22 protein-coding genes are annotated in these 25,823 nt (G+C 71.0%); 9 read left to right on the forward strand and 13 right to left on the reverse strand.

Annotated elements, in window-relative coordinates:
- The first annotated feature begins 15 nt into the window (after positions 1-15).
- Positions 16-2,559: a DEAD/DEAH box helicase gene (locus tag J7E96_RS04650; protein WP_215127711.1), complete on the forward strand. Its 2,544-nt coding sequence runs from the start codon at positions 16-18 to the stop codon at positions 2,557-2,559.
- Here J7E96_RS04650 and J7E96_RS04655 read toward each other — a convergent pair.
- From J7E96_RS04655 to ssd, 7 genes are read right to left on the reverse strand one after another with little or no spacing between them, the layout of a single operon-like run.
- Positions 2,456-2,929: an Rv3654c family TadE-like protein gene (locus J7E96_RS04655; protein WP_215127713.1), complete on the reverse strand. Its 474-nt coding sequence runs from the start codon at positions 2,927-2,929 to the stop codon at positions 2,456-2,458. The two genes, J7E96_RS04650 and J7E96_RS04655, sit on opposite strands and share 104 nt — an antisense overlap.
- The gene (locus tag J7E96_RS04660; protein ID WP_215127715.1) at positions 2,926-3,303 is read right to left on the reverse strand and encodes a TadE family type IV pilus minor pilin; all 378 of its coding nucleotides are present in this window, start codon (positions 3,301-3,303) and stop codon (positions 2,926-2,928) included. The genes J7E96_RS04655 and J7E96_RS04660 overlap by 4 nt, the downstream gene beginning before the upstream one ends.
- Positions 3,290-3,496 carry a DUF4244 domain-containing protein gene (locus tag J7E96_RS04665; protein ID WP_215127886.1) on the reverse strand — a complete coding sequence of 69 codons (207 nt, stop codon included), beginning with the start codon at positions 3,494-3,496 and terminating at the stop codon, positions 3,290-3,292. The genes J7E96_RS04660 and J7E96_RS04665 overlap by 14 nt, the downstream gene beginning before the upstream one ends.
- 14 nt (positions 3,497-3,510) lie before the next feature.
- Entirely contained in the window at positions 3,511-4,302 is a 792-nt protein-coding gene (locus J7E96_RS04670) for a type II secretion system F family protein (protein WP_215127717.1), read from the reverse strand.
- On the reverse strand, positions 4,299-5,123 hold the full coding sequence (locus J7E96_RS04675) for a type II secretion system F family protein (protein WP_215127888.1): 825 nt from the start codon (positions 5,121-5,123) through the stop codon (positions 4,299-4,301). The genes J7E96_RS04670 and J7E96_RS04675 overlap by 4 nt, the downstream gene beginning before the upstream one ends.
- 35 nt (positions 5,124-5,158) lie before the next feature.
- The gene (locus tag J7E96_RS04680; RefSeq protein ID WP_215127719.1) at positions 5,159-6,307 is read right to left on the reverse strand and encodes a TadA family conjugal transfer-associated ATPase; all 1,149 of its coding nucleotides are present in this window, start codon (positions 6,305-6,307) and stop codon (positions 5,159-5,161) included.
- Positions 6,304-7,425: a septum site-determining protein Ssd gene (gene ssd / locus J7E96_RS04685; protein ID WP_215127721.1), complete on the reverse strand. Its 1,122-nt coding sequence runs from the start codon at positions 7,423-7,425 to the stop codon at positions 6,304-6,306. The genes J7E96_RS04680 and ssd overlap by 4 nt, the downstream gene beginning before the upstream one ends.
- A 432-nt stretch (positions 7,426-7,857) precedes the next feature.
- Between ssd and J7E96_RS04690 the strand changes: the two genes are divergently transcribed.
- A complete protein-coding gene (locus tag J7E96_RS04690; protein WP_215127723.1) occupies positions 7,858-8,733 on the forward strand; it encodes an HAD family phosphatase in 876 nt (291 codons plus the stop codon).
- Between the two features lie 312 nt (positions 8,734-9,045).
- On the opposite strand, the gene J7E96_RS04695 is transcribed toward J7E96_RS04690, so the two are convergent.
- On the reverse strand, positions 9,046-9,870 hold the full coding sequence (locus J7E96_RS04695; RefSeq protein WP_215127725.1) for an oxidoreductase: 825 nt from the start codon (positions 9,868-9,870) through the stop codon (positions 9,046-9,048).
- Between the two features lie 102 nt (positions 9,871-9,972).
- On the opposite strand from J7E96_RS04695, the gene J7E96_RS04700 reads away from it, so the two are divergent.
- Positions 9,973-10,959 (forward strand): ATP-binding protein, encoded by a 987-nt coding sequence (locus J7E96_RS04700; RefSeq protein ID WP_215127727.1) that lies wholly within the window; start codon positions 9,973-9,975, stop codon positions 10,957-10,959.
- 542 nt (positions 10,960-11,501) lie between these two features.
- On the opposite strand, the gene J7E96_RS04705 is transcribed toward J7E96_RS04700, so the two are convergent.
- The gene (locus J7E96_RS04705; protein WP_215127729.1) at positions 11,502-12,791 is read right to left on the reverse strand and encodes a hypothetical protein; all 1,290 of its coding nucleotides are present in this window, start codon (positions 12,789-12,791) and stop codon (positions 11,502-11,504) included.
- A 279-nt stretch (positions 12,792-13,070) separates the two neighbouring features.
- On the opposite strand from J7E96_RS04705, the gene J7E96_RS04710 reads away from it, so the two are divergent.
- The 6 genes from J7E96_RS04710 (at position 13,071) to J7E96_RS37090 (ending at position 21,293) form a co-directional block, all read left to right on the forward strand.
- A complete protein-coding gene (locus J7E96_RS04710) occupies positions 13,071-15,608 on the forward strand; it encodes a bifunctional SulP family inorganic anion transporter/carbonic anhydrase (protein WP_215127731.1) in 2,538 nt (845 codons plus the stop codon).
- A 218-nt stretch (positions 15,609-15,826) separates the two neighbouring features.
- Positions 15,827-17,794: an acetate--CoA ligase gene (gene acs / locus J7E96_RS04715; protein WP_215127733.1), complete on the forward strand. Its 1,968-nt coding sequence runs from the start codon at positions 15,827-15,829 to the stop codon at positions 17,792-17,794.
- Between the two features lie 196 nt (positions 17,795-17,990).
- On the forward strand, positions 17,991-19,469 hold the full coding sequence (gene nhaA / locus J7E96_RS04720) for a Na+/H+ antiporter NhaA (RefSeq protein ID WP_215127735.1): 1,479 nt from the start codon (positions 17,991-17,993) through the stop codon (positions 19,467-19,469).
- A gap of 59 nt (positions 19,470-19,528) precedes the next feature.
- Positions 19,529-19,993 (forward strand): phage holin family protein, encoded by a 465-nt coding sequence (locus J7E96_RS04725; RefSeq protein WP_215127737.1) that lies wholly within the window; start codon positions 19,529-19,531, stop codon positions 19,991-19,993.
- Entirely contained in the window at positions 19,990-20,988 is a 999-nt protein-coding gene (locus J7E96_RS04730) for an alpha/beta fold hydrolase (RefSeq protein ID WP_215127739.1), read from the forward strand. Before J7E96_RS04725 ends, J7E96_RS04730 begins: the two co-directional genes overlap by 4 nt.
- 116 nt (positions 20,989-21,104) lie before the next feature.
- Complete coding sequence (locus J7E96_RS37090; protein ID WP_251069398.1) at positions 21,105-21,293, forward strand: hypothetical protein; 189 nt, start codon at positions 21,105-21,107, stop codon at positions 21,291-21,293.
- Here the strand turns inward: J7E96_RS37090 and J7E96_RS04735 are convergent.
- From J7E96_RS04735 to nth, 4 genes are all read right to left on the reverse strand, one after another.
- Positions 21,278-22,675, reverse strand: a complete 1,398-nt coding sequence (locus tag J7E96_RS04735; protein ID WP_215127741.1) for a 6-phospho-beta-glucosidase — start codon at positions 22,673-22,675, stop codon at positions 21,278-21,280. The genes J7E96_RS37090 and J7E96_RS04735 overlap by 16 nt on opposite strands.
- Before the next feature lie 44 nt (positions 22,676-22,719).
- Positions 22,720-23,919: a MarP family serine protease gene (locus J7E96_RS04740; RefSeq protein WP_215127743.1), complete on the reverse strand. Its 1,200-nt coding sequence runs from the start codon at positions 23,917-23,919 to the stop codon at positions 22,720-22,722.
- Between the two features lie 12 nt (positions 23,920-23,931).
- Positions 23,932-24,681 (reverse strand): CoA pyrophosphatase, encoded by a 750-nt coding sequence (locus J7E96_RS04745; RefSeq protein ID WP_215127745.1) that lies wholly within the window; start codon positions 24,679-24,681, stop codon positions 23,932-23,934.
- A gap of 67 nt (positions 24,682-24,748) precedes the next feature.
- Positions 24,749-25,627, reverse strand: a complete 879-nt coding sequence (gene nth, locus J7E96_RS04750; RefSeq protein WP_215127747.1) for an endonuclease III — start codon at positions 25,625-25,627, stop codon at positions 24,749-24,751.
- Between the last annotated feature and the right edge of the window lie 196 nt (positions 25,628-25,823).

The following is a 25,823-nucleotide window of genomic DNA, read 5'->3' on the forward strand; positions in this document are numbered from 1 at the left end:
GGAACGCCAGCCGCGATGGCATTCAATCACTTACCTGCAGGCATGCACGATGCCTTGGAACCATTGTCCTTCACGCCAGTGACACACTCGGTGCCGATGGCCAAGAATCACCGTCCCAGCAGACCTACGGAGAACACGGGTGCGCGCCCCTCTCCCCGTACGGTCCTCCACCGGCTCTCCGCAGGCGAGAGCCGGTCCTCGCGCATCACTCATACGGAGCACTTGCCCCCACGTGCGGGTTCTCATGCAGTGTGGCCCGACCGCATCCGTACGGAAGTGATCGCGGCGATTCAGGCCGCCGGGATCGAGCATCCCTGGACCCACCAGGCGCAGGCCGCCGAGCACGCCCTGGACGGCGAGTCGGTCGTCATCTCCACCGGCACGGCGTCCGGCAAGTCGCTCGCCTATCTGGCCCCTGTCCTCACCACCCTCCTCGACGGCTCCGAGGCACCGAACGGGCGCGGCACGACGGCCCTCTACCTCGCCCCCACCAAGGCCCTCGCCGCCGACCAGCGCCGCGCGGTGAAGGCCCTGGCCGCGCCGCTGGGCAACGCCGTCAGGCCGGCGGTCTACGACGGCGACACGCCGGTCGAGGAACGCGAATGGGTACGTCAGTACGCCAACTACGTCCTCACCAATCCGGACATGCTGCACCTGGGGATACTCCCCTCCCATCCCCGCTGGGCCTCCTTCCTGCGCGCCCTGCGCTACGTCGTCATCGACGAGTGCCACACCTACCGCGGGGTCTTCGGCTCGCACGTGGCCCAGGTGATCCGCCGTCTTCGCCGCCTGTGCGCCCGCTACGGCGCGAATCCCGTCTTCCTCCTCGCCTCCGCCACCTCCGCGGAACCCGCCGTGTCGGCGGGCCGCCTGACCGGTCTCACCGTCCAGGAGGTCGCGGACGATGCCTCCCCGCGCGGTGAACTGGTGTTCGCCCTGTGGGAGCCGCCGCTGACCGAACTGCGGGGCGAGAAGGGCGCGCCCGTACGCCGGACCGCCACCGCCGAGACCGCCGACCTCCTCACCGACCTGACCGTGCAGGGTGTCCGCTCGGTCGCTTTCGTACGCTCCCGGCGCGGCGCCGAGCTGATCGCCCTCATCGCCCAGGAACGCCTGGCCGCCGTCGACCGCTCGCTCCCGGCCCGGGTCGCCGCCTATCGCGGCGGCTACCTCCCGGAGGAACGCCGCGCCCTGGAACGTGCCCTGCACTCCGGCGAGCTCCTCGGCCTCGCCGCGACCACCGCACTCGAACTCGGCGTCGACGTGTCGGGCCTGGACGCCGTCGTCATCGCCGGATACCCCGGCACCCGTGCCTCCCTCTGGCAGCAGGCCGGCCGGGCCGGCCGTTCGGGTGAGGGCGCCCTGGCGGTCCTGGTAGCCCGCGACGACCCGCTGGACACCTACCTCGTCCACCATCCCGACGCCCTGTTCCGCCAACCGGTGGAATCCACCGTCCTGGACCCCACCAATCCCTACGTCCTCGCCCCCCATCTGTGCGCCGCCGCCGCCGAGCACCCGCTCACTGACGCCGACATGGACCTCTTCGGACCGGCCGCCGCCGAACTGATGCCGCAGCTGGAGGCCGCGAATCTGCTCCGCCGCCGGGGCAAGTCCTGGTACTGGACCCGCCGGGAGCGGGCCGCCGACCTCACCGACATCCGGGGCGAGGGCGGCCGCCCCGTGCAGATCGTCGAGGCGGACACCGGCCGGCTCCTCGGCACGGTCGACGCGTCCGCCGCCCACGCATCCGTCCACGACGGCGCGGTCCACCTCCACCAGGGCCGTACGTACCTGGTGCGGCACCTGGACCTGGACGACCCGCACGGCGCAGTCGCCCTGGTCGAGGAGGCGAACCCGCCGTACTCCACCACCGCCCGCGACACCACCGCCATCTCCGTCCTGGAGACCGACACCGAGATCCCGTGGGGCGAAGGCCGCCTCTGCTTCGGCTCCGTCGAAGTCACCAACCAGGTCGTCTCCTTCCTCCGTCGCAAACTCATCACCGGCGAAGTGCTCGGTGAGACCAAACTCGACCTCCCTCCCCGTACGCTCCGGACCCGCGCGGTGTGGTGGACGGTCACCGAGGATCAGCTCGACGCCGCCCGCGTCAACCCGGAGCAGCTGGGCGGCGCCCTGCACGCCGCCGAGCACGCCTCCATCGGGATGCTCCCGCTCTTCGCCACCTGCGACCGCTGGGACATCGGCGGCGTCTCCATCCCGCTCCACCCGGACACCCTGCTGCCGACGGTCTTCGTCTACGACGGACATCCGGGCGGCGCCGGGTTCGCCGAGCGGGCCTTCCACACCGCGCGCCAGTGGCTGACGGCCACCCGTGAGGCCATCGCGTCCTGCGAGTGCGAGGCGGGCTGCCCCTCGTGCATCCAGTCGCCCAAGTGCGGCAACGGCAACGACCCGCTCAACAAGCGCGCCGCCGTCCGTCTCCTCACGGTCCTCCTCAGGGGAGCCCCGGCCGCCCAGGCCGACCAGGGCGCCCCGGATACCCAGGATTCACCGGAGACCCCGAAGCCTCCTGCTGCCACGGAGAGCCCCTCGGAGTGAACCAGGCGGCCACGGGCCCGGCGGGCCCCGCGCGGGCCCTCACAGCCACCCTGTACGGCCCCGCACCGGCCTCCGCCAGTACGTCGGAGACCTCGCCGTAGACGGAACACCTGACCAGCCGCGCTTCCTGAGCCGACGCCACCTCGGCCGCCTCACCGCAGGCGGCGGCCTCACCCCGCATCCATTGCCCCGCGGCCGCGAGGGCCGCAAGATCAGCAGCACCACCGGCCCGGTGCCGAGCCACCACCGCCTGCCCGGCCGCCAATGCCACGCCGAACACGACGCCGGCCACCACCACAGCCACAACGGCCCACACGGTGGCGCTCCCCTGGTCCCCTCGCCCACCCCGGCCGCCCCACCTCCCCCTCACGCCGTCACCCCCACGCTCTCCTCGGCCAGTGCGACCGCCTCTGCCCGCAGCGTCAGGGACAGCGCGCCGAGGCCGGGCGATGGGGCCTCGACGGTTACTCGCACCAGGTCCCCCTCCCTGCCGACCGTCACGCGCGCACCGCGCGGCGCCGCCTGCCGGGCCGCTGCGGCCGACGCGCCCGCCGGCTCCTGCCGTGCGGCGGCCCTGGCGCCCGCCCTCGCCGCGTCCACGCACTGGATCTGCGCCGAAGTCGCCATCAGCGCCCAGATCAGCGCCATGGTGAAGAGCACCAGCGCCGGCACCACCACGGCCGCCTCCGCCGTGACATAGCCCCGGTCCGCGCGTCCCCGTTCGCCTGCCTCAGAACGGCACATTGAGTGCCTTCCCCACAACCGCTTCCAGTGCCCCCGCGACCATGTCGCTCGTAACGACCTTGTAGAGCACCGCCGCGAAAGCGCAGGCAGCGATCGTCCCCATCGCGTACTCGGACGTCGTCATCCCCGCGTCCCCGCCACCGGCCGCACCGCACACCAGCCTGCGTGCCCGTACCCGCATCCACACCCACATGTCGACCCCCAAGGTCAGTTGCCGTTCATCAGTCCGCTCGCCAGTCCGATCACCACGGGCGCCACGCCGACCACCAGGAAGGCGGGCAGAAAACACAGCCCGACGGGCCCGACCATCAGCACGCCCGCCCGCTGCGCCCGGGCCGCCGCCTCCCGCGCCCGTTCCGCTCTGAGGCCCTCGGCCAGCCGGGCGACGGGTTCAGCCGCCGGAGCCCCGGTGGCGCCCGCCCGTTCCAGGCAGCGGGCCAGCCCCGCGGCGCCCGGTATCGCGCCCAGCCGCCCCCACGCGTCGGCCGGTTCACCTCCGAGCCGCAGCTCGGCGGCGGTCCGCGCCAGCCGCTCACCCACCGGGCCTCCGAGCGAATCCCCGACCGCCTCCGCCGCCTCGCGCGGCCCCGCGCCGGCCGAGATACAGGCCGCCAGAAGATCGGCGGCAAGCGGCAGTTGGCGGGCATCAATCGGGTCCTCTTCGCGCGGCTTGCGCCCCCGCTGCCACCGCACGGCTGCGTACGCCGCGACCGCCCCGACCGCGCAGCCGGTGAGCCCACCCACCAGCACGTATCCGGTGACGACGGCCCCCAGCGGCGGCCCCGAGCGCAACAGCCGCACCCCGTACTCGGGCCTCCACCGCCACCCGCGCCCGAAGCCGGCCCCGGCCGCACCTGCCGCCTCCATGGCCAGCAGCGCCGCCAGCCGCCTGCGCATCAACCGCTCCCGCCGCCGCCCGGCCAGCGCGAGCGCCAGCCACACCGCGGTGGCCGCGACCGACACCACCACCCCCAGCCTGTGGACAATTTCCCCGCTCATGAGCCCTCCCCCCGTCGCACGATCCGCCGGGCCCACAAGAGACCCGCACCTTCCAACAGCCCGCCGACCAGCAGGCACCCCAGACCGGCCGGAGTGTGCAGCAGCACCCGCAGCGGTCCGGCCCCCAGCGCGCTGCCGATCAGCAGCCCGGCCACCGGAAGCAGCGCCAAGAGCACCACCGTCGCCCACGCCCCGGTCAGCTGGGCCCGGAGGTTCTCCCGCTGGTCGCGCTCGGCCCGCAGCGCACCCTCCAGGCGGTCGAGTCCGGCGGCGAGACCGGCGCCGCCGTCCACCGCCACCCGCCAGCACGCGGCGACCCCCACGAGCCCGTCCGCCCCCGGCCGGCGCGCCGCCCTCCGCAGCGCATCGGGTACGTCCCCGCCGAACCGCGCCGCCGCCAGCACGTCGGCCTCCGCCCCGCCCAGGCCACCGGTGCCCGTCGCGGCGGCGAACAGGGCCTGCCCCGGCTGCCTCCCGGCCCGTAACTCGCCCGCCACCGCCGCGCACAGCGCGATCACTTCGTCCGCCCGCTTCCCCCGCTCACGGCGCCGCTCCCCGGCCCGCAGCCGGCGCCGCGCCAGCGGCACAGCCACCGCTCCCGCGACCAACGGCAGGACCGACTCGCCCAGTACGGCCACGAGCACCGCGACCGGCACACAGAGCCACTCCCGACCCAGCCGCCCCCGCACCGATGCCGCCAACCGCTCCCACAGCGCACCCGGGCCGCCCGGGTCCACCGCCCCGCCCGCGAGCATCAGCCGCGCCCGCCGCAGGTCCCGGTCCCGCCCTGCCAGCAGCCAGGCCGCCGCCCCCGCGCACATCGCCGCCGCATACACCGGCGCCGCGCCCGCGCCCGTCACAGCGCACCCCCGATCAGCGCACGCAGCCGCAGCCAGCCGCGTTCGTACGAGAAGGCCTCCGCGCCCCACCGCAGCGCCGGCACGGTCACCACCAGCCCCGCCGCGTCCCGCTCCAGCACGTGGACCTCGGCGACCCGCCGCAGCCCGCCCCGGCCGCGCGCGAGATGCACGACCACCGACAGGGCCGCCGCCAGCTGACTGTGCAGCGCCGCCCGGTCGAGCCCCGCGGCCGCCCCGAGCGCCTCCAGCCGCGCCGGGACATCCGTCGCAGCGTTGGCGTGCACGGTCCCGCATCCACCTTCGTGTCCCGTGTTGAGCGCGGACAGGAGCTCGGTGACCTCGGCGCCCCGCACCTCGCCGACCACCAGCCGGTCGGGCCGCATCCGCAGCGCCTGACGCACCAGGTCCCGCAGCGTGATCTGCCCCGCGCCCTCCTGGTTCGCGGGTCGCGACTCCAGCCGCACCACATGCGGGTGATCGGGCCTCAGCTCCGCCGAGTCCTCGGCCAGCACGATCCGCTCCCGCTCCCCGACAAGCCCCAGCAAGGTCGACAGCAGCGTGGTCTTCCCCGTGCCCGTGCCCCCGCTGATCAGGTACGAGAGCCGGGCTTCGACGATGGCCCGCAGCAGTCCGTCGCCGCCCGGCGGCACCGTCCCGGCCTCGACCAGCTCGGCCAGCGAGAACGCCTTGGGCCGCACCACCCGCAGCGACAGGCACGTGGAGCCGACCGCCACCGGCGGCAGCACCGCGTGCATCCGCGTCCCGTCGGGCAGCCGGGCGTCCACCCACGGCCTCGCGTCGTCCAGCCGCCGCCCCGCCACCGCCGCGAGCCGCTGCGCGAGCCTGCGCACCGCGGTCGCGTCGGCGAACGAGACCCCGGTGAGCTCGAGGCCGCCGCCCCGGTCCACCCACACCCGGTCGGGCGCCGACACCAGCACATCCGTCACCGAGGGGTCGGCGAGCAGCGGTTCCAGCGTCCCCGTCCCCACCAGCTCGCAGCGCATTTCCTCGGCAGCCCCCAGCACCTCCGCGTCCCCCAGCAGCCGTCCCTGCGCCCGCAGCGCGGCAGCCACCCGGGCCGGCGTCGGCTCCGCACCGCTCTCGGCGAGCCGCTGCCTCACGGCGTCGAGCATTCCCGCGCTCATGAGACACCGCCCCCGGCGAGCGCCTGCTCCCAGAACGCCGTACAGAACCGGGCCAGCGGTCCGCGCGCACTGCCACCCGGTGGTGTACCGCCGGCCTGCGCCTCCAGCAGCCCCGACTCCATCGGCAGCTCACCGGCCAGCGGAAGCCCCAGCAGCCCCGCCACCGACTCCTCGTCCAGCCCTGCGGCGTACGGCCCGCGCACCACCACCCGCAGGTCCCGCAGCACCATGCCCGCCGTGGACGCAACCCGGCTCGCCGCCGCGACGGCCCGCAGCTCGGCGGGCACCACCAGCAGTCCGAGGTCGAGCTGGGCCAGCGCCTCGGCCACGGCCTCGTCGACCCGGCGCGGCAGGTCCACGACCACGACCCCACCACGCCTTCGCGCGGCGGCCAGCACCGAGCGCATCGCTTCCGGCGGGATCACCACACGGTCGCCCCGGTCCCAGCTCAGCACGCGCAGCGCATGCAGCTCGGGCAGCGACTCCTCGAGCGCACCGCTGCCGACCCGCCCCCTGGACTCCGCGAAATCGGGCCACCGCATGCCTTCCACGGCTTCCCCACCGAGCAGTACGTCGAGGCCGCCGCCCAGCGGATCGCCGTCGATGAGCATCGTGCGCAGGCCCGTGCGAGCGGCGGCCACGGCCAGCGCACACGCCAGAGTGGAAGCCCCTGCCCCGCCCCGCCCGCCGAGCACTCCCACGGTCAGGGCCTGGCGCCCCACCCCCTCCGCCACATCGGCGATGCGCTCGACCAGCCAGCTTTCCGCGTCGGGCAGCCGCAGCACATGGTCGGCGCCGATCTCCACCGCGCGCCGCCACACATCGGGGTCGTCCTGGTCCTTGCCCACGAGCATCACGCCGCGTCTGCGCACTCCCCCGCGTCCGAGCACAGCCCCGCGCACCCGGTCGGCAGCGTCGTCGCCGACGAGGATCAGCGGCGCGTTCTCCCAGCTGCCCCTCCGCTCGGGCACCGCGTGGTGGACTTCCGGTTCGGCGCCCGCCGCGGCGCACAGCCGCAGCAGATCGTCGAGCAGGTCGACGTCCTCGGTGACGATCAGCGGTCCGCCCTGCCGCGCTTCGGCGGCCGGCGGTCGGTCGGGTGTCATGGATCCGGCCACGATCTCCGCCCCCTTCTCACTGCGATTCCTTGCGTCCACGAACTTCGCGGACGCAATCACCGTGGGGGGATCTGGTAAATCGTGTGGATCTTGCTAAAAAACGGGGGACAACTCATCGGTTGTGAATATCCCGCTCACCTATACCAGTGACTTCCGGAGAGCTGCGGAACGACTACTCACCGTGACACGTCTTGTGAGTGGAAGGCAGCTGCGGCCACGGGCCGGGAGGGGGAAGAATGATCAGAACCGGAGGGCAAAACCGCGTCCGGACATGCGACGACCCCCGTCGGGGGGGAGAACGGGGGTCGTCTCCACGGCCGACTCGGGGGGGGAGGAGTCGGACCGGGGTAGCACGGTCGCGAACGATCCGTGACTTCCATGGTGTACCCGAGAGCCTTCTCAGGCAAACCCACGCGCCACAGCGTACGCCGAATGGTGGGCGCCTATGCTCGCCTCGTGGAAAACCGCTCCTTGCCGCGAACAGCCGCCTTCTTCGACCTCGACAAGACCGTCATTGCGAAGTCGAGCACGCTGACCTTCAGCAAGTCCTTCTATCAAGGCGGACTGATCAGCCGCAGAGCTGCTCTCCGTACGGCCTACACCCAGTTCGTCTTCCTCGCCGGAGGCGCGGACCACGACCAGATGGAGCGCATGCGCGAGTACCTCTCCGCACTCTGCAAGGGCTGGAACGTCCAACAGGTCAAAGAGATCGTCGCCGAGACACTGCACGACCTGATCGACCCCATCATTTACGACGAGGCGGCCTCCCTCATCGAGGAGCATCACACCGCCGGCCGCGACGTCGTGATCGTCTCCACCTCGGGCGCGGAGGTGGTCGAGCCGATCGGGGAGCTCCTGGGAGCCGACCGCGTGGTGGCGACCCGGATGGTCGTCGGCGACGACGGCTGCTTCACGGGCGAGATCGAGTACTACGCGTACGGCCCCACCAAGGCCGAGGCGATCAAGGAGCTCGCGGCGTCCGAGGGATACGACCTGGCGCGCTGTTACGCGTACAGCGATTCGGCGACGGACATCCCGATGCTCGAGTCGGTCGGCCATCCCTGCGCGGTCAATCCGGACCGGGCGCTGCGCCGCGAAGCAGTCGCCCGCGAATGGCCGGTTCTCGTCTTCAACCGGCCGGTCCGGCTCAAGCAGCGGCTGCCCGCCTTCTCCATGCCGCCCCGCCCCGCGCTCGTCGCCGCGGCCGCGGTCGGAGCGGCCGCCGCCACCGCGGGTCTGGTCTGGTACGTCAGCCGCAGGCCCGGCCGGCGAGCCAGGCGCCAATACGAAACCTTTGCCCGTATTTGAACCGATACGCAAAGAAGCATGTCCAGGGCTTTCGCTTCCCCGGCTTCAGGAGTACAAATGAGGTAACGGCCCGCGAGACCACGGACATCCGAGAGGATGACCTACAACGCAGTAAGGCCCCACGGACCGAGCATGGAAGTTGAGCACCCACGCGACGTCGACCCGTCGATTACGGGCCAGCCGCACCAGGTGACGGGCAAAGTACCCGACCTGATGGGCATAAATTCGAGGACGCATGGTAACTCGGCGGACATGCCAGCGGCGGTACCGGTTCACTGGTACCGCCGCAACCCTTTGTCCGGCCGGAAAGGCTCAGGCAGCTCCGCGCTGAAGCGCCTCGCACACGGCCGTCGACTCCCGGGCCCCCAGCTCCACCGCACGCCCGCAGTGCGTGATCCACGCCGCCATGCCCTCCGGAGTCCCTGACACATAGCCCTCCAGCGCCGCGACGTACGCCGCGCGCCCCAGCTCCCCGTGCCCGACCTCCGCCGGGCAGACCGACTTCGGGTCGAGGCCGCTGCCGATCATCACGATCCGCCCGGCGGTGCGCGCCACCAGGCCGTTGTACGAGCCGAACGGGCGCAGCGCCAGCAGCTCGCCGTGCACCACGGCCGCCGTCACCAGCGCAGGCGCGGAACCGCCCGCGATGATGAGCTGCGAAAGCCCTTCGAGCCGCCCTGCCACCTCGTCGGCGCCCGGCAGCGGAAGCTCGATCAAAGGCTCGTTCACGGGCTCGCCCGCGAGCCGCGGCCGGCCCACCAGCTCGTCGGACACCCCTGCCCCGCCCGCCGCCACCAGATGCAGCCGGGCCAGCACCCGAAGCGGCGACTGGCGCCAGATGGACAGGAGCTGTCCGGCCTCGGCGGTCAGCCGCAGCGCCGCTCCGACCGTCCGCGACTCCTCGTCGACGCTGAAGTCGGTACGCCGACGCACCTCCTCCAGCGCCCAGTCGGCACCCGCCAGCGCCGCCGAGCCGCGTGCGCCGCGCAGCGCCGCCTCCGCGGTGATCTCGTTGCTGCGGCGCCGCATGACGCGGTGTCCGTAGACGCGGTCGACGGCCTTGCGCACGGAGTCCACGGCCTCGGGCACGCCGGGCAGCGCGCCCAGCGCCGCGAGTGGGTCAGCAGTCGTACTCATAAGTAAGGAGCCTACGCATCCATAGCACTCACCCCACCTTGGAGTGGTCTTCTTCACTCAGTGTGCGCACAGCACGCAATCATGCGATTACCCTTGGTGAACATGAAGATCGCTTTCGTAGGGAAGGGCGGCAGCGGCAAGACGACGCTGTCCTCGCTCTTCATCCGCCACCTCACCGCCAACGAGGCCCCGGTCGTCGCCGTGGACGCCGACATCAACCAGCACCTGGGCCCCGCGCTCGGTCTCGACGAGGCACAGGCCGCGGCGCTGCCCGCCATGGGCGCGCACCTGCCCCTCATCAAGGACTACCTGCGCGGCACGAATCCCCGTATCGCCTCCGCCGAAACGATGATCAAGACCACGCCACCGGGAGAGGGTTCGCGCCTGCTGCGGGTGAGCGAGGACAACCCGGTGTACGACGCGTGCGCCCGTACCGTGCGGCTCGACGACGGCGAGATCCGGCTGATGGCCACCGGGCCGTTCACCGAGTCCGACCTGGGTGTCGCGTGCTACCACTCCAAGGTCGGTGCGGTCGAGCTGTGCCTCAACCACCTCGTCGACGGCCCGCAGGAGTACGTCGTCGTCGACATGACGGCCGGTTCAGATTCCTTCGCCTCCGGCATGTTCACCCGCTTCGACATGACCTTCCTGGTGGCCGAACCGACCCGCAAGGGCGTCTCCGTCTACCGCCAGTACAAGGAGTACGCGGCGGACTTCGGCGTATCCCTCAAGGTCGTCGGCAACAAGGTGCAGGGCCAGGACGACATCGACTTCCTGCGCGAGCAGGTGGGCGACGACCTGCTGGTCACCGTCCGGGCGTCCGACTGGGTCCGCGCGATGGAGAAGGGCCGCCCTTCTCGGTTCGAGCTCCTGGAAGCCGACAACCGCCTCGCCCTCCAGACCCTGCAGGACGCCGCGGAGGATTCGTACGCGGAGCGCGACTGGGAGCGTTACACGCGCCAGATGGTGCACTTCCACCTGAAGAACGCGGAGAGCTGGGGCAACGCGAAGACGGGCGTCGACCTGGCTGCCCAGGTCGACCCCGCCTTCGTCCTCGGGGAGGCGCTGCCCGTCCCCCAGCCCTCCTAGACCCGTACTTCGCAGGTCACCCGATCGTGAAGATCAACTGGTCACGACCGATCGCCGCTCAGTCCGGTCCGCAACGGCGATCGCAATGCCGGTCCGATCCGGTCGGGTTCGGACGCCGAAGAGCCGCTGCGGCGAACCTTTTCAGCGACCCGCGAAGTCCGGGCCTAGAGCCGCAACCACCTGCCCCCGGTCGCGGGCCGGACGGACGGAGTCCGGCACAGCGCCCCGAAGCCCGAGAGGCGCCCCCGGCGCCGAACGTCGCGAGGGGCGCAGAAGGAGGAACCTGCCTGGCTGCCCAGGTCGACCCCGCCTTCGTCCTCGGGGAGGCGCTGCCCGTCCCCCAGCCCTCCTAGACCCGTACTTCGCAGGTCACCCGATCGTGAAGATCAACTGGTCACGACCGATCGCCGCTCAGTCCGGTCCGCAACGGCGATCGCAATGCCGGTCCGATCCGGTCGGGTTCGGACGCCGAAGAGCCGCTGCGGCGAACCTTTTCAGCGACCCGCGAAGTCCGGGCCTAGAGCCGCAAGTATTTTGCGGAGTTAGTGGCGCTCAGCCGGCTTGGCGTGGGAAGCCGGCGCTGCGCTCGGGGCGGCCGCGGTGGGCTGGGTGGTCAGGAATGGTCCCCAGCCTTCCTGCGGGTTCTCCCCGACGTCCAGAGTGCGCATCTTGGCGAGCACCTGCGGGTCCTGTGCGTCCAGCCAGTCGACGAGCTGCTTGAAGGAGACGCAGCGCACGTCCCGCTTCACGCAGACCGTTTTGATCGTCTCCTCGATGGCGCGCATGTACGTGCCGCCGTTCCAGGACTCGAAGTGGTTGCCGATGATCAGCGGGGCCCGGTTTCCGTCGTACGAGCGGTCGAAGGCCTGGAGGAGGCCGTCGCGCATCTGGTTGCCCCAGAACTCGTGCTGGGCCGGATCGCCCTTGACCGTTCCCGACTGGTTGACCATGAAGTTGTAGTCCATCGAGAGCGTTTCGAAGGCCCGCCCCGGCACCGGTACCAGCTGGAGCGGAATGTCCCACATGCCCTGGGTCTTCTTCGGCCACACCTGCTTGCCGATACCGCTGGAGTCGTAGCGGAAGCCCAGCTCTTTTCCGGCCGCCATCATGTTCTTCTGCCCCTCCAGGCAGGGAGTGCGGGCGCCGACGAGCTCCTTGTCGTAGTCGAAGGGCAGCGGCTTGGCGTCCTTCAGGCCCGAGTTGGTCTTCCAGCGCTTCACGAACGCCTTCGCCTGCGCGATCTCGCTCTTCCACTCCTCCGTGGACCAGGTGCCGACGCCCCCGTCCTTGCCGCAGAAGTGGCCGTTGAAGTGCGTGCCGATCTCATTGCCGTCCAGCCACGCGCCGCGCAGCTGTTCCACGGTCTCGCTGATTCCCTCGACGTCGTTGAAGCCGATGTCGGAGCGGCCCGGTGAGTGCTGCGGCGGGTCGTAGAGGTGCCTCTTGTCCTCGGGGAGCAGGTATACGGCGCTGAGGAAGTACGTCATCGTCGCGTCGTACTTCTTGCCGACCTCGCGGAAGTGGGAGAAGAGCCGCTGGCTGTCCTCCCCCGCCCCGTCCCAGGAGAAGACCACGAACTGCGGCGGACTCTGACCGGGCTTCAGCCGCTGGGGCCTGGTCACATTCGGCTGCTTTCCGGTGTACGCCGTCGAGCCGTCGCCAATCAGGCGTACCCCGCTCATGGGCGCCGGCTTGGGCGCGTTCTTCGCTCCGTGGGCGCCTTGCCCGGCGTCTGGGGCGCCCTGGCCGGCGGATCCCGAGCAGGCCGCGAGCGAGCCTGCCAAGGTCACGGCGGCGACGCCGAAGACGATCCTCTTCGTGGCGGCCATCATCCGCCCACCCTCTTCCGTCAGGTTTCGTGCGCTGCACTGCCGACACAGCGCGGCAAACCTCGCACGGCCTAGCGGAGGAATAAATACGACAAGCCGCTTAAATTCCTTATTCGTCACTACGAGTGAATGGTTGCTCCATTTAGACCTAATTGCCCCATTGGTTCTTTACTCTGCATTACCATTCATTTACTGAGAGTTGAAAATCCCGCCGCTGCACGCCGTGACCCACGGCCGCGCCCCACGTTCCGCGACCGCGCTGCCCCGGAGGAGACGGGAACCATGTCTGCCTGCGTCCCCACCCGCACCGACCATTCTTCGCGCGCCACCGGCGCACCCCGATCCAAGCGTCCGCACAGCCCGCCGCCCGGCGACGGCCGCCGGCGCCGCTTCCGTATCGCCGGAGCGGACCTGTCCGCCTCCATTTCCGTCTTCCTGATCGCACTGCCGCTCTCCCTCGGCATCGCCCTGGCCACCGGCGCGCCGCTCCAGGCCGGCCTGGTCGCCGCCGCCGTCGGTGGCCTCGTCGCCGGCCGGTTCGGTGGGGCTCCCCTCCAGGTCAGCGGACCGGCCGCCGGCCTCACGGTGGTCACGGCCGACCTGATCCAGCAGTACGGCTGGCGCACGACCTGCGCCATCACGGTCGTCGCCGGCCTCGCCCAACTCGCACTGTCCGCAGTACGCGTGGCCCGTTCCGCGCTCGCCGTCAGCCCGGCGATCGTGCACGGCATGCTGGCCGGCATCGGCGCGACCATCGCCCTCTCCCAACTGCACATCGTCCTGGGAGGCACCCCGCAGAGCTCCGCCGTCGAGAACGTGCAGGGCCTGCCCGCCCAATTGGCCAACCTGCACGGCCCTGCGATCCTGGTCAGCGCGCTCACCGTCACCGTGTTGCTCCTGTGGCCGCACATTCCCGGGCGTACGGGCCGGATCGCCCACAAGGTCCCGGCCGCCCTCGTCGCGGTGTTCGCCGGGGCCGCGCTCGCCGCGCTGACCCGGATGGAGGTGCCGCGCGTCGACCTGCCGTCCTGGAGCAGTCATGCGCTGCCGGAACTGCCGGAAGGGCCGGTGCTCGGCATCGCCGCGGCCGTGCTCACCGTCACGCTGGTCACGAGCGTGCAGTCGTTGCTCTCGGCTGTCGCCGTCGACAAGTTGGTGTCCGCCCGCAAGACACCGCCGGCCGAAGGCACGCGTTCGAACCTCGACCGCGAACTGGCGGGCCAGGGCGCCGCGAACGTCGTGTCCGGGGCGCTCGGCGGACTGCCGGTCGCCGGTGTCGCCGTACGCAGCGTCGCCAATGTGTCGGCAGGCGCGGTCAGCCGGCACTCCACGATGCTGCACGGAGTGTGGATCGCTCTCGCCGCGCTCTTCCTGGTGCCGGTCATCGATCTGATCCCGCTGCCCGCGCTCGCCGCGCTGGTGATGGTCGTCGGCTTCCAGATGGTGAGCGTCGCGCACATCCGCAGCGCCTCCCGCCACCGGGAGATGCTGGTTTACGCGGTGACGGTCGCCGGGGTCGTTCTCCTCGGCGTACTGGAAGGTGTGGCGATGGGCATCGGGGTGGCGGTCGCGGTCGCGCTCCACCGGCTGGCCAAGACACACGTCACCGCGGAGACGACGGCCGACGGCGCCCATCACATCAGGGTGCGCGGTCAGTTGACCTTCCTCGCCGTGCCCCGGCTGAGCCGGGCCCTGAACCAAGTGCCCCACGGGGCCGACGCGGTCGTCGAGCTGGACGGCTCCTTCATGGACCACGCGGCGTACGAAACGCTCCAGGACTGGCAGGTCGCGCATGCCGCGCAAGGCGGCCGGGTGGAAATCACCGGGCGTTCGGGCCAGCGGTTCACCGGGCCGGCCCCCGGCGCCGGTTCTCCCGACTTCGCAGACTTCACCGACCCCCACTTCGCCGGCTCCGCCAACTCGACCGGGAGTCCCGCCCGCTCCACGCAGTCCGCCCACACCTGCTGCCGGCCATGGACCCCCTGGCGCAACCACCACTGCGGCGACCATGCCGCCGCCCCTTCGGCCGCCAGGCGGGGACGGGCGGCCGGCGGCGCGGGCCAACTCGCCACCGGGCTCAGCGCGTTCCAGCGCAATACGGCGCCGCTGGTGCGCGAAGAGCTGGCCCGGCTCGCCCGTGAGGGGCAGACGCCGTCGCAGCTGTTCATCACGTGCGCCGACTCCCGGCTGGTCACGAGCATGATCACGTCGAGTGGCCCCGGCGACCTCTTCACCGTACGCAATGTGGGCAATCTGGTCCCGCCGCCCGGTGCGGAGAACACCGACGACTCGGTCGGGGCGGCCATCGAGTACGCCGTGGACGTACTGAAGGTGCAGTCCATCACCGTCTGCGGCCACTCCGGCTGCGGCGCGATGCAGGCCCTGCTCAATACGCCGCTCAACACGCCGTCGGACGCGGCCCAGACGCCACTGCGGCGCTGGCTGCGGCACGGGGCGCCCAGCCTGGAGCGCATGAGGAGCAGGAAACACTCCTGGGCGAGGATCTCGGGGCGGCTGCCGGCCGACGCGGTCGAGCAGCTCTGCCTGACCAATGTGGTCCAGCAGTTGGAGAATCTGCGTACGCACGAGGCGGTACGACGGCGGCTCGACGAGGGCACACTCGAACTCCACGGCATGTACTTCCATGTCGGCGAGGCCCAGGCGTATCTGCTCCAGGACGGTATGCGGATCGGCGAGACCTGCGAGGTCTTCGACCGGGTCGGCCCGTCCGACGCGGAAGCCCCAGAAGGCTCAGAAGGCTCAGAGAGCCAAGATGGCTCGGATGGCTCGGATGGCTCACTTGAAGAGTCGCGCGCCTGAACCGATCCGCCTCCGCGTCCGTGAGACCGTATGGCCCCTCCCCGCACCGCCCTGCGAGGAGGGGCCGTACGCCGCACCTCAGCCACCGCAGCCGCCACCAACACCGGACGGATGCGGCCCGCCGCAGCTCACAGGTCTAAACCAATTCCCGGAAGGCTCTTGTCACCCGGGCACGGGACTGATGAGCTAGGGCACGGGACACATCGGACGCCCTGGGAATGGGAGATGTCGTGAGCAACGAAAGCCTGGCCAACCTCATGAAGGAGGAGCGCCGCTTCGCACCGCCTGCCGAGCTGGCCGCGAACGCCAACGTCACGGCGCAGGCGTACGAGCAGGCCGAGGCAGACAGGCTGGGCTTCTGGGCCGAGCAGGCCGGGCGGCTCACCTGGGCCACCGAGCCTACCGAGACACTCGACTGGTCGAACCCGCCGTTCGCGAAGTGGTTCGCCGACGGCGAGCTCAACGTCGCGTACAACTGCGTGGACCGCCACGTCGAGGCCGGCCACGGCGACCGCGTCGCCATCCACTTCGAGGGCGAGCCCGGCGACAGCCGTGCGATCACCTACGCCGAACTCAAGGACGAGGTCTCGCGCGCCGCCAACGCCCTTACGGAGCTTGGCGTACGCAAGGGCGACCGGGTCGCCGTCTACCTGCCGATGATTCCCGAGGCCGCCGTGGCGATGCTGGCCTGCGCCCGCATCGGAGCCGCGCACTCGGTCGTCTTCGGCGGCTTCTCGGCCGACGCCGTCGCCTCCCGCATCCAGGACGCCGACGCCAAGCTGGTCATCACCGCGGACGGCGGCTACCGGCGCACCAAGCCCACCGCCCTCAAGCCCGCCATCGACGAGGCCGTCGCCAAGTGCCCGCAGGTGGAGCACGTTCTGGTCGTACGCCGCACGGGTCAGGACACGGCGTGGGACGACAGCCGCGACGTCTGGTGGCACGAGATCGTCGGCCGCCAGTCCGCCGCGCACACCCCCGAGGCCTTCGGCGCCGAGCACCCGCTCTTCATCCTCTACACGTCCGGTACGACGGGTAAGCCGAAGGGCATCCTGCACACCTCCGGCGGCTACCTCACGCAGACGGCGTACACCCACCACGCCGTCTTCGACCTCAAGCCGGAGACCGACGTCTACTGGTGCACGGCCGACATCGGCTGGGTGACCGGCCATTCGTACATCGTGTACGGGCCGCTCGCCAACGGCGCGACGCAGGTCATGTACGAGGGCACGCCCGACACCCCGCACCAGGGCCGCTTCTGGGAAATCATCCAGAAGTACGGCGTCACGATCCTCTACACCGCGCCGACCGCGATCCGGACGTTCATGAAGTGGGGAGACGACATCCCCGCCAAGTTCGACCTGAGCAGTCTCCGCATCCTCGGTTCGGTCGGCGAGCCGATCAACCCCGAGGCGTGGATCTGGTACCGCGAGCACATCGGCGCCGGCAAGACGCCCATCGTGGACACCTGGTGGCAGACCGAGACCGGCGCGATGATGATTTCGCCGCTGCCCGGCGTCACCGAGACCAAGCCCGGATCCGCCCAGCGCGCACTGCCCGGCATCAGCGCGACCGTCGTCGACGACGAGGCGAACGAGGTCCCGAACGGGGGCGGCGGCTACCTCGTCCTCACCGAGCCGTGGCCGTCCATGCTGCGTACGATCTGGGGCGACGACCAGCGCTTCATCGACACGTACTGGTCCCGCTTCCCCGGCAAGTACTTCGCGGGCGACGGCGCCAAGAAGGACGACGACGGCGACATCTGGCTGCTCGGCCGGGTCGACGACGTGATGCTGGTGTCCGGCCACAACATCTCGACCACCGAGGTCGAGTCGGCGCTCGTGTCCCACCCGTCGGTCGCCGAGGCGGCGGTTGTCGGCGCGGCCGACGAGACGACCGGTCAGGCCATCGTCGCCTTCGTGATCCTGCGCGGTACGGCGTCCGAGACGGACACCCTCGTCGCCGAGCTCCGCAACCACGTCGGAACCGCCCTCGGCCCGATCGCGAAGCCCAAGCGGATCCTCCCCGTGGCCGAACTGCCCAAGACCCGCTCCGGCAAAATCATGCGGCGGCTGCTGCGGGACGTGGCGGAAAACCGGCAACTGGGCGATGTCACCACACTCACCGACTCCTCGGTGATGGACCTGATCCAGACCAAGCTGCCGAGCGCCTCCAGCGAGGACTGAGCGAGGACTGACGGCCCAGGTCGCGTCAGTACGTACGCAGACGGGCACCCGGCGCGGGGAGCCGGGTGCCCGTTCTGCCCACTCTGTTCGTAAAGTGACGATTCGCCGGATTACGCCCTTGCACGCCCCGGTAGAGTGTCTGTTCGCGTAAGGAACGCGTCAAACTCAAGAGGTGTGCCGGGAAGTCTGGTCGGCAATGTGCTCCATGCTGCCCACCGACCGGAGGTTCCACCCCGTGACCGCGCCCCGCCCGACCGCGCCGCCCAACCCGCCCGGCCCGCCCACCCCTGCCGGCCCCCGCAAGTTCCTCGGACGGCTCTCGCTGCCCGAGCGCACCTTCGTCGCGGAGGCGCTGCGCACCGAAACCGTCGGCGGCGTACTGCTCCTCATCGCGGCGACAGCGGCGCTGATCTGGGCGAACACCGGCCTCCGCGACAGTTACGCGTCCGTACGCGACTTCCACATCGGCCCCGCCTCCCTCGGCCTCGACCTCTCCATCCAGCACTGGGCCGCCGACGGCCTCCTCGCCGTCTTCTTCTTCGTCGCGGGCATCGAGCTCAAGCGCGAACTCGTCGCCGGCGAACTTCGCGACCCCAAGGCCGCCGCGCTCCCCGTCATCGCCGCCCTCAGCGGCATGGTGGCGCCGGCCCTCGTGTACGTCCTGGTCAACGTGACCGGGGACGGGTCACTGGACGGCTGGGCGGTCCCGACCGCCACCGACATCGCCTTCGCGCTCGCCGTCCTCGCGGTCATCGGCACCTCGCTGCCGTCCGCGCTGCGCGCCTTCCTGCTGACCCTCGCCGTCGTCGACGACCTGTTCGCGATCCTGATCATCGCCGTCTTCTTCACCAGCGACCTCGACTTCCTCGCACTCGGCGGCGCCGTCGTGGGTCTGGCCGTCTTCTGGCTGCTGCTGCGGGCGCGCGTGCGCGGCTGGTACATCTACGTACCGCTCGCCCTGGTGATCTGGGGCCTGATGTACAACAGCGGCGTCCACGCCACCATCGCCGGTGTCGCGATGGGCCTGATGCTGCGCTGCACCCGGGACGAGGACGGCGAGGCGCACTCCCCCGGCGAGCACATCGAGCACCTCGTACGCCCGATCTCGGCCGGAATCGCGGTGCCTCTGTTCGCGCTGTTCTCCGCCGGGGTCACCGTCTCCGGCAAGGCGGTCGGCGACGTATTCACCCGGCCCGAGACGCTCGGTGTCGTCCTCGGCCTGGTGGTCGGCAAGGCCATCGGCATCTTCGGCGGCACGTGGCTGGCGGCCCGCTTCACCAGGGCCGAGCTCAACGACGACCTCACCTGGCCCGATGTCTTCGCCGTCGCCTCCCTGGCCGGCATCGGCTTCACCGTCTCGCTGCTCATCGGCGAACTGGCCTTCACCGGGGACGCCGAGCTGACCGACCAGGTCAAGGCGGCCGTACTCATCGGGTCGCTGATCGCCGCCGTACTTTCCGGGATTCTGCTCAAGCTGCGGGTACGCAAGTACCGCGCGATGGTCGAGGACGAGGAGCGCGACGAGGACCAGGACGGCATTCCGGACGTCTACGAGCTCGACCAGCCCGAGTACCACCTGCGGATGGCCGCGATCTACGAGAAGAAGGCCGCGGAGCACCGCAAGCTGGCGGAACTCGCGGGGGCTTCCAGCGGCAAGGACGACAGTCCGGCATGATTCGACATCAGATGCAGACGCAGCACGCAGCAGACGTAGCACTGAAGAGGGAGAGAGCCATGAGCGACCCCGCCCGCACGGCGACAGCCGACAGCGTCGACCGCAGCCTCGGCCAGTTGGTCGCATCAGCGACCGCCGAGATGTCCGCACTCGTGCACGACGAGATCGCGCTGGCCAAGGCCGAGCTGCGGCAGGACGCCAAGCGCGTCGGCATGGGCGGTACGGCCATCGGTGTCGCCGGGGTGTTCGCGCTCTTCTCGCTGCCGGTGCTGAGCTTCGCCGCGGCGTACGGCATCCACAACCTGGGACTCGGCCTCGCCTGGTCCTTCCTGATCGTCGGCGGAGCGTTTCTGCTGCTGGCGGGCCTGCTGGCGCTGATCGCCGTCTCGAAGTTCAAGAAGGTCAAGCCGCCGGAGAAGAGCATCGCCTCGGCCAAGCAGACGGCAGCCGTACTCCAGGGCGTCAAGCCTCATCCGCGCCAGGTCGGTGACAAGGCGGTGGCTGTGGCACGCTCGTCCACATGACCGTCCCAGATTCCGGCTCCGGCGCGACCGCCCCTGCTCCCGCCTCTGCTCCAGCCCCTGCTCCCGCTCCGGCTCCGGCTCTCGCTTCCACTTCTGTCGTACGCCCCGACGGTCCGTGGACCCACCGCGATGTCGCGGCCAACGGCGCCCGCTTCCACATCGCGGAAGTCGGGGACGGGCCGCTCGTGCTGCTGCTGCACGGTTTCCCGCAGTTCTGGTGGACGTGGCGGCACCAGATGACCGCGCTCGCCGACGCCGGGTTCCGGGCCGTCGCGATGGACCTGCGGGGCGTGGGCGGCAGCGACCGTACGCCGCGGGGTTACGACCCGGCGAACCTCGCGCTCGACATCACCGGCGTGGTGCGCTCGCTCGGCGAGCCGGACGCGGCGCTCGTCGGGCACGACCTGGGCGGGTACCTGGCGTGGACGGCGGCCGTGATGCGGCCCAAGCTGGTGCGTCGGCTCGTGGTCTCGTCGATGCCGCATCCGCGGCGCTGGCGCTCGGCGATGCTCTCCGACCTGTCGCAGACGCGGGCCGGATCGTACGTCTGGGGCTTCCAGCGGCCGTGGCTGCCCGAGCGTCAGCTGATGGCGGACGACGCGGCGTTGGTGGGCCGCCTGGTCCGGGAATGGTCGGGGCCGCGGCTGCCGGACGACGAGGACGTCGACGTATACCGGCGGGCGATGTCGATTCCGTCGACGGCGCACTGCTCGATCGAGCCGTACCGGTGGATGGTGCGGTCGATGGCGCGGCCGGACGGCATCCAGTTCAACCGGCGGATGAAGCGGCCGGTACGGGTGCCGACACTGCATCTGCACGGATCGCTGGACCCGGTGATGCGTACGCGCAGCGCGGCGGGTTCCGGCGAGTACGTCGAAGCGCCGTACCGGTGGCGGCTGTTCGACGGTCTCGGACACTTCCCGCACGAGGAGGACCCGGTGGCGTTCTCGACCGAGCTGGTCAACTGGCTGAAGGATCCCGAGCCCGACCGCTGACCGAGCGCCGAGCATTCTGAACGCTTGTCCGACGAACGGCCAATTGCCTGACGCATAGGCCAATTGGCTGCCCCCGACGCGATTACGGACCTTGAGGCACGGGCAAACGTCGGGGTATGGGCTGGACGCACGACTACGGTGACGCAGCACGCAACCGCCGCTCGGCCACAGCGCTGAGCACCCACGAAGGGGGCGGTCCGCAGGATCAGGGCCACGGCCCGCCTTCCCGCGCGATCGGGATCCCACACATCCTCCGCCGCCGGGCCCGCTGGGTCTCGGCGCGGCTGCGTCACCCTCGCGACTGAAGCCGGCTGCCTTCTGACCTGAGGTAACCGAGTCCGGGGTGCACACTCCGGTAGCCGTCGAGCAGCTTCCGTGCCACCCCGACCGAGTCGACGAGCGGGTGCAGGGCGAAGGCCTTCACCGCTGCCCGCGCCGACCCGCTCTCCCCCGCTTCCAGTACGCACCGTTCCACCGCCTTGACCGCGGCCACCAGGCCCGCCTCGTGGCCGGTCAGCGGTGATACGGCGAGGGGGCAGGCGCCGGTCGCGTCGACCAGGCACGGAACCTCGATGACGGCTGCCTCGTCGAGCAGCGACAGGGTGCTCCGGTTGCGGACGTTGAGGATGAGCGTGGCGCGTTCGTCGCGGGCGATGGCCCGCATCAGGGCGAGCGCGACGTACTCGTAGCCGCCGGACTCCAGGTCGTCGGCGGCGCGCTCACCCGCGCCCGCCGCCTCCCGGTTCGCCGCCATGTACGTGGCTTCGCGCTCGGCGCGGGTACGGTCCCACGCCGCCAGGGCGCCGGAGGGCGGCGACCCGGGCGCACGGTCCGCCATGTCGTCGTAGAAGCGCGCCTGCTGGTCGCGGAGGAAGGCGCCGCGGGTCTGCTTCGCCTCGCGGTAGGCGGCGACCGTCTCGCGGTTGAAGTAGTAGTAGTGCAGGTATTCGTTGGGTACGGAGCCGAGCGAGCGCAGCCACTCGGCGCCGAAGAGCCTGCCCTCCTCGAAGGAGGTCAGCGCGCTCTCGTCGTCGAACAGGGCCGGGAGCAGGTCCCGGCCGGGGGCATCTTCGGCGTACACCCCACGGAGCCAGCCGAGATGGTTGAGGCCCACGTAGTCGAGCCGCGCCCGCCTCGGGTCGGCGACGCCCAGTACGCCGGCGACGCGGCGGCCGAGGCCCACGGGTGAGTCGCAGATGCCGATGACGCGGTCGCCGAGGTGGCGGGACATGGCCTCGGCGACCAGGCCGGCCGGGTTGGTGAAGTTGATGACCCAGGCGTCGGGGGCGAGCCGCGCCACGCGCCGCGCGATGTCGAGGGCCACCGGGACCGTACGCAGTCCGTACGCGATGCCGCCCGCGCCGACCGTCTCCTGGCCCAGGACGCCTTCGGCGAGGGCGACGCGCTCGTCGGCGGCCCTGCCTTCCAGGCCGCCGACCCGGATGGCGGAGAAGACGAAGTCGGCGCCGCGCAGGGCCTCGTCGAGGTCGGTGGTGGCGGACACCGATGGCGCGTCCGTTACGCCGTCGGCCTGGTCGGCCAGGACGCGGCCGATGGCGGTCAGGCGGGCCGGCTCCACGTCGTGGAGCGTGACGTGGGTGACACGGCCCTCGGCGCGGTCGCGCAGGAGCGCGGCGTACACGAGGGGGACGCGGAAACCCCCGCCGCCGAGGATCGTCAGACGCATGTGATGGTGAACCGGCCTCTCGGAATCGTCAGAGCCTCAGAGCGTCAGAGCGCGCATCCCTCGCTGTCGACCTGCTGGTTGGCCACGCGGCCGAGGCGGATGTCCTCGCGGACCTCGTCGGCCGTCAGGGCGTATCCCGTGTCGGCGTCGTCGAGGGACTTGGCGAAGACGACGCCGTAGACCTTGCCGTCGGGCGTCAGCAGCGGGCCGCCCGAGTTGCCCTGACGGACGGTCGCGAAGAGCGAGTAGACATCGCGCTGAACCGTGCCGCGGTGGTAGATGTCGGGGCCGTTGGCGTTGATGCGGCCGCGGACGCGGGCGGAGCGGACGTCGTACGCGCCGTTCTCCGGGAAGCCCGCGATGATCGCGTCGTCGCCGCTGCGGGCGTCGGTGTCCGTGAACCGGAGGGCCGGGGCGTCGAGGTTCGGGACGTCCAGTACGGCGATGTCGCGCTCCCAGTCGTAGAGCACCACTGTGGCGTCGTACCGCCGGCCCTCACCGCCTATCTGCACGGTCGGCTCGTCCACGCCGCCGACGACATGCGCGTTGGTCATGACGCGGCGCTTGTCGAAGACGAAGCCGGTGCCTTCGAGGACCTTGCCGCAGCTCTGCGCCGTACCGACGACCTTGACGATGGACTGCTTGGCGCGGGCGGCGACGGGGCTGCCGACGAGTGCCGGGTCCGGGGCCTGGACCTCGGTGATCGGCTCGTTGGAGAAGGGGCTGAAGACCTGCGGGAAACCGTTCTGCGCGAGGACGGAGCTGAAGTCCGCGAACCACATGCTCGCCTGCTCGGGCATCACGCGCGAGACGCCGTGGAGCACCTTTGAGTTACGGACCTCCTTGCCCAGCGTGGGCAGCGAGGTGCCGGCGAGCGCGGAGCCGATCAGCCAGGCGACCAGGAGCATCGCGACGACGTTGACCAGCGCGCCGCCCGAGGCGTCCAGGACGCGCGCGGGTGACCAGGTGATGTATCTGCGGAGCTTGTTGCCGAGGTGGGTGGTGAAGGCCTGACCCACGGAGGCACACACGATCACGACGATGACCGCGACGACGGCGGCCGTCGAACTGACTTCCGATCCGTCGGTCAGCTGGTCCCACAGGAACGGCAGCAGATAAACCGCGACGAGGCCACCGCCGAGGAAGCCGATCACCGACAGAATGCCGACGACGAATCCCTGTCGGTACCCGACGATCGCGAACCACACCGCCGCGACCAGCAACAAGATGTCCAGGACGTTCACGTGGCCACCCTGTCACGCGTGCCAGTCGAGCGGGACCTGCCGGGAGCGGTCCCAGGGCCGCTCCCATCCTGCGTAGTGAAGAATCTTGTCGATCACACCCGCCGTGAAACCCCAGACCAGAGCGGGTCCCACCAGGAATGCCGGGCCGCTGTGACCGCGCGGGTGCACGCTCGTCACGCGGTTGGCCGGATCCGTGAGATCCGCCACGGGGATCGTGAAGACGCTCGCCGTCTCGGCCGAATCGACGACGCCGACGGGGCTCGGCTCGCGCCACCAGCCGAGGACGGGCGTCACGACGAAGTTGCTGACGGGGATGTAGAGGCGGGGCAGTACGCCGAAGACCTGGACGCCGGAGGGATCGAGTCCGGTTTCTTCCTCGGCCTCGCGGAGCGCGGCGCGCAGCGGGCCCGTCGTCTCGGGATCCCCGTCGGCGGGGTCGAGGGCGCCGCCGGGGAAGCTCAGCTGCCCCGCGTGCGAGCGGAGGCTGCCCGCACGCTCCATGAGCAGCAGCTCAGGACCGTTCTCGCCCTCGCCGAACAGGATCAGTACGGCCGACTGGCGCCCGGCGCCGCTCTCCGGCGGCAGAAAGCGGCTGAGCTGCTCGGGGCGTACGGACCGGGCGACGTCGGCCACCGGATCGAGCCAGCCGGGCAGCCCGCGGCTCGTCACGGCGACTTCGGCCGGACCGGCCGCCTCCGCGGTCCCGGCCGTCCCGGCGACCCCGGCCGCCCGGCCGTCGTATGTCTCGCTCCCACGCGTCATTGGCACCCCCGTCGTCACAACGCCCGAACCGGGCCCGTTCGTTCCGCGCGACCGCACGCCGTCCCCGTCACTCGGCGGCTCCCAGCGGCGGCGCCGGCGCTCCGGGATAGCCGGGCGGGGGCTTCAGCCGCTGTCCCGGGTAGCCCCCCATCTCGTATTTGAGGAGCTTCTTCGCCTTCTCCGGGTCCGTCTCGCCCTCGCCGTAGGACGGGCACAGATGCGCGATCGGACAGGCGCCGCAGGCCGGCTTGCGGGAGTGGCAGACGCGGCGGCCGTGGAAGATGATCCGGTGCGAGAGCATCGTCCACTCGGTCTTCGGGAAGATCGCGGCGATGTCGGCCTCGATCTTCTCCGGGTCCTCGCTGTCGGTCCACTTCCAGCGACGTACGAGCCGCCCGAAGTGGGTGTCGACGGTGAGCCCGGCGACACCGAAGGCATTGCCCAGCACCACGTTGGCGGTCTTGCGGCCGACGCCCGGCAGCGTGACGAGGTCCTTCAGGCGGCCCGGAACCTCGCCGCCGAAGTTGTCCCTGAGAGCGGCGGACAGCCCGATCAGCGAGCGGGCCTTCGCACGGAAGAAGCCCGTCGGCCGGATCAGCTGCTCCAGCTCCTCGGGGTCGGCTGCCGCCATGTCCTCCGGCGTCGGGTACTTGGCGAAGAGGGCGGGCGTCGTCTGGTTGACCCGCAGGTCGGTGGTCTGGGCGGAGAGCACCGTGGCAACCAGCAGCTGGAAGGGATTCTCGAAGTCGAGCTCGGGATGGGCGTACGGATAGACCTCGGCCAGCTCGCGGTTGATCCGGCGGGCGCGGCGGACCATGGCGAGGCGCGACTCGGGCTTGGCACCCTTCGCGACACTCGCCCGCTTCGGCGTTTTTCCCTCTTTTGCGGCTTTCTTTGGCTGCGTCGGAACTTGTTCGCCCACAGCGGAATTACGGCCTTCAGTCACCTGTCCGGCCCCCTTGGGCTGCACTGTCACCGGCGTTTTGGACACCCGGCCAGCCTAAAGCCCGCCACTGACATCCGCCCCGGTCACAGCCGATTGCCACCCCAATCGGCCCCCTGCCGCACGGTCGGGCACGCCGGTACGTCAAACTTGTGATTGATCGCACTGTTTTACCGTCCGGCATCATGGTGACCACGGT

It is taken from the genome of Streptomyces sp. ISL-96 (assembly GCF_018614035.1).
Classification (GTDB): Bacteria; Actinomycetota; Actinomycetes; order Streptomycetales; family Streptomycetaceae; genus Streptomyces.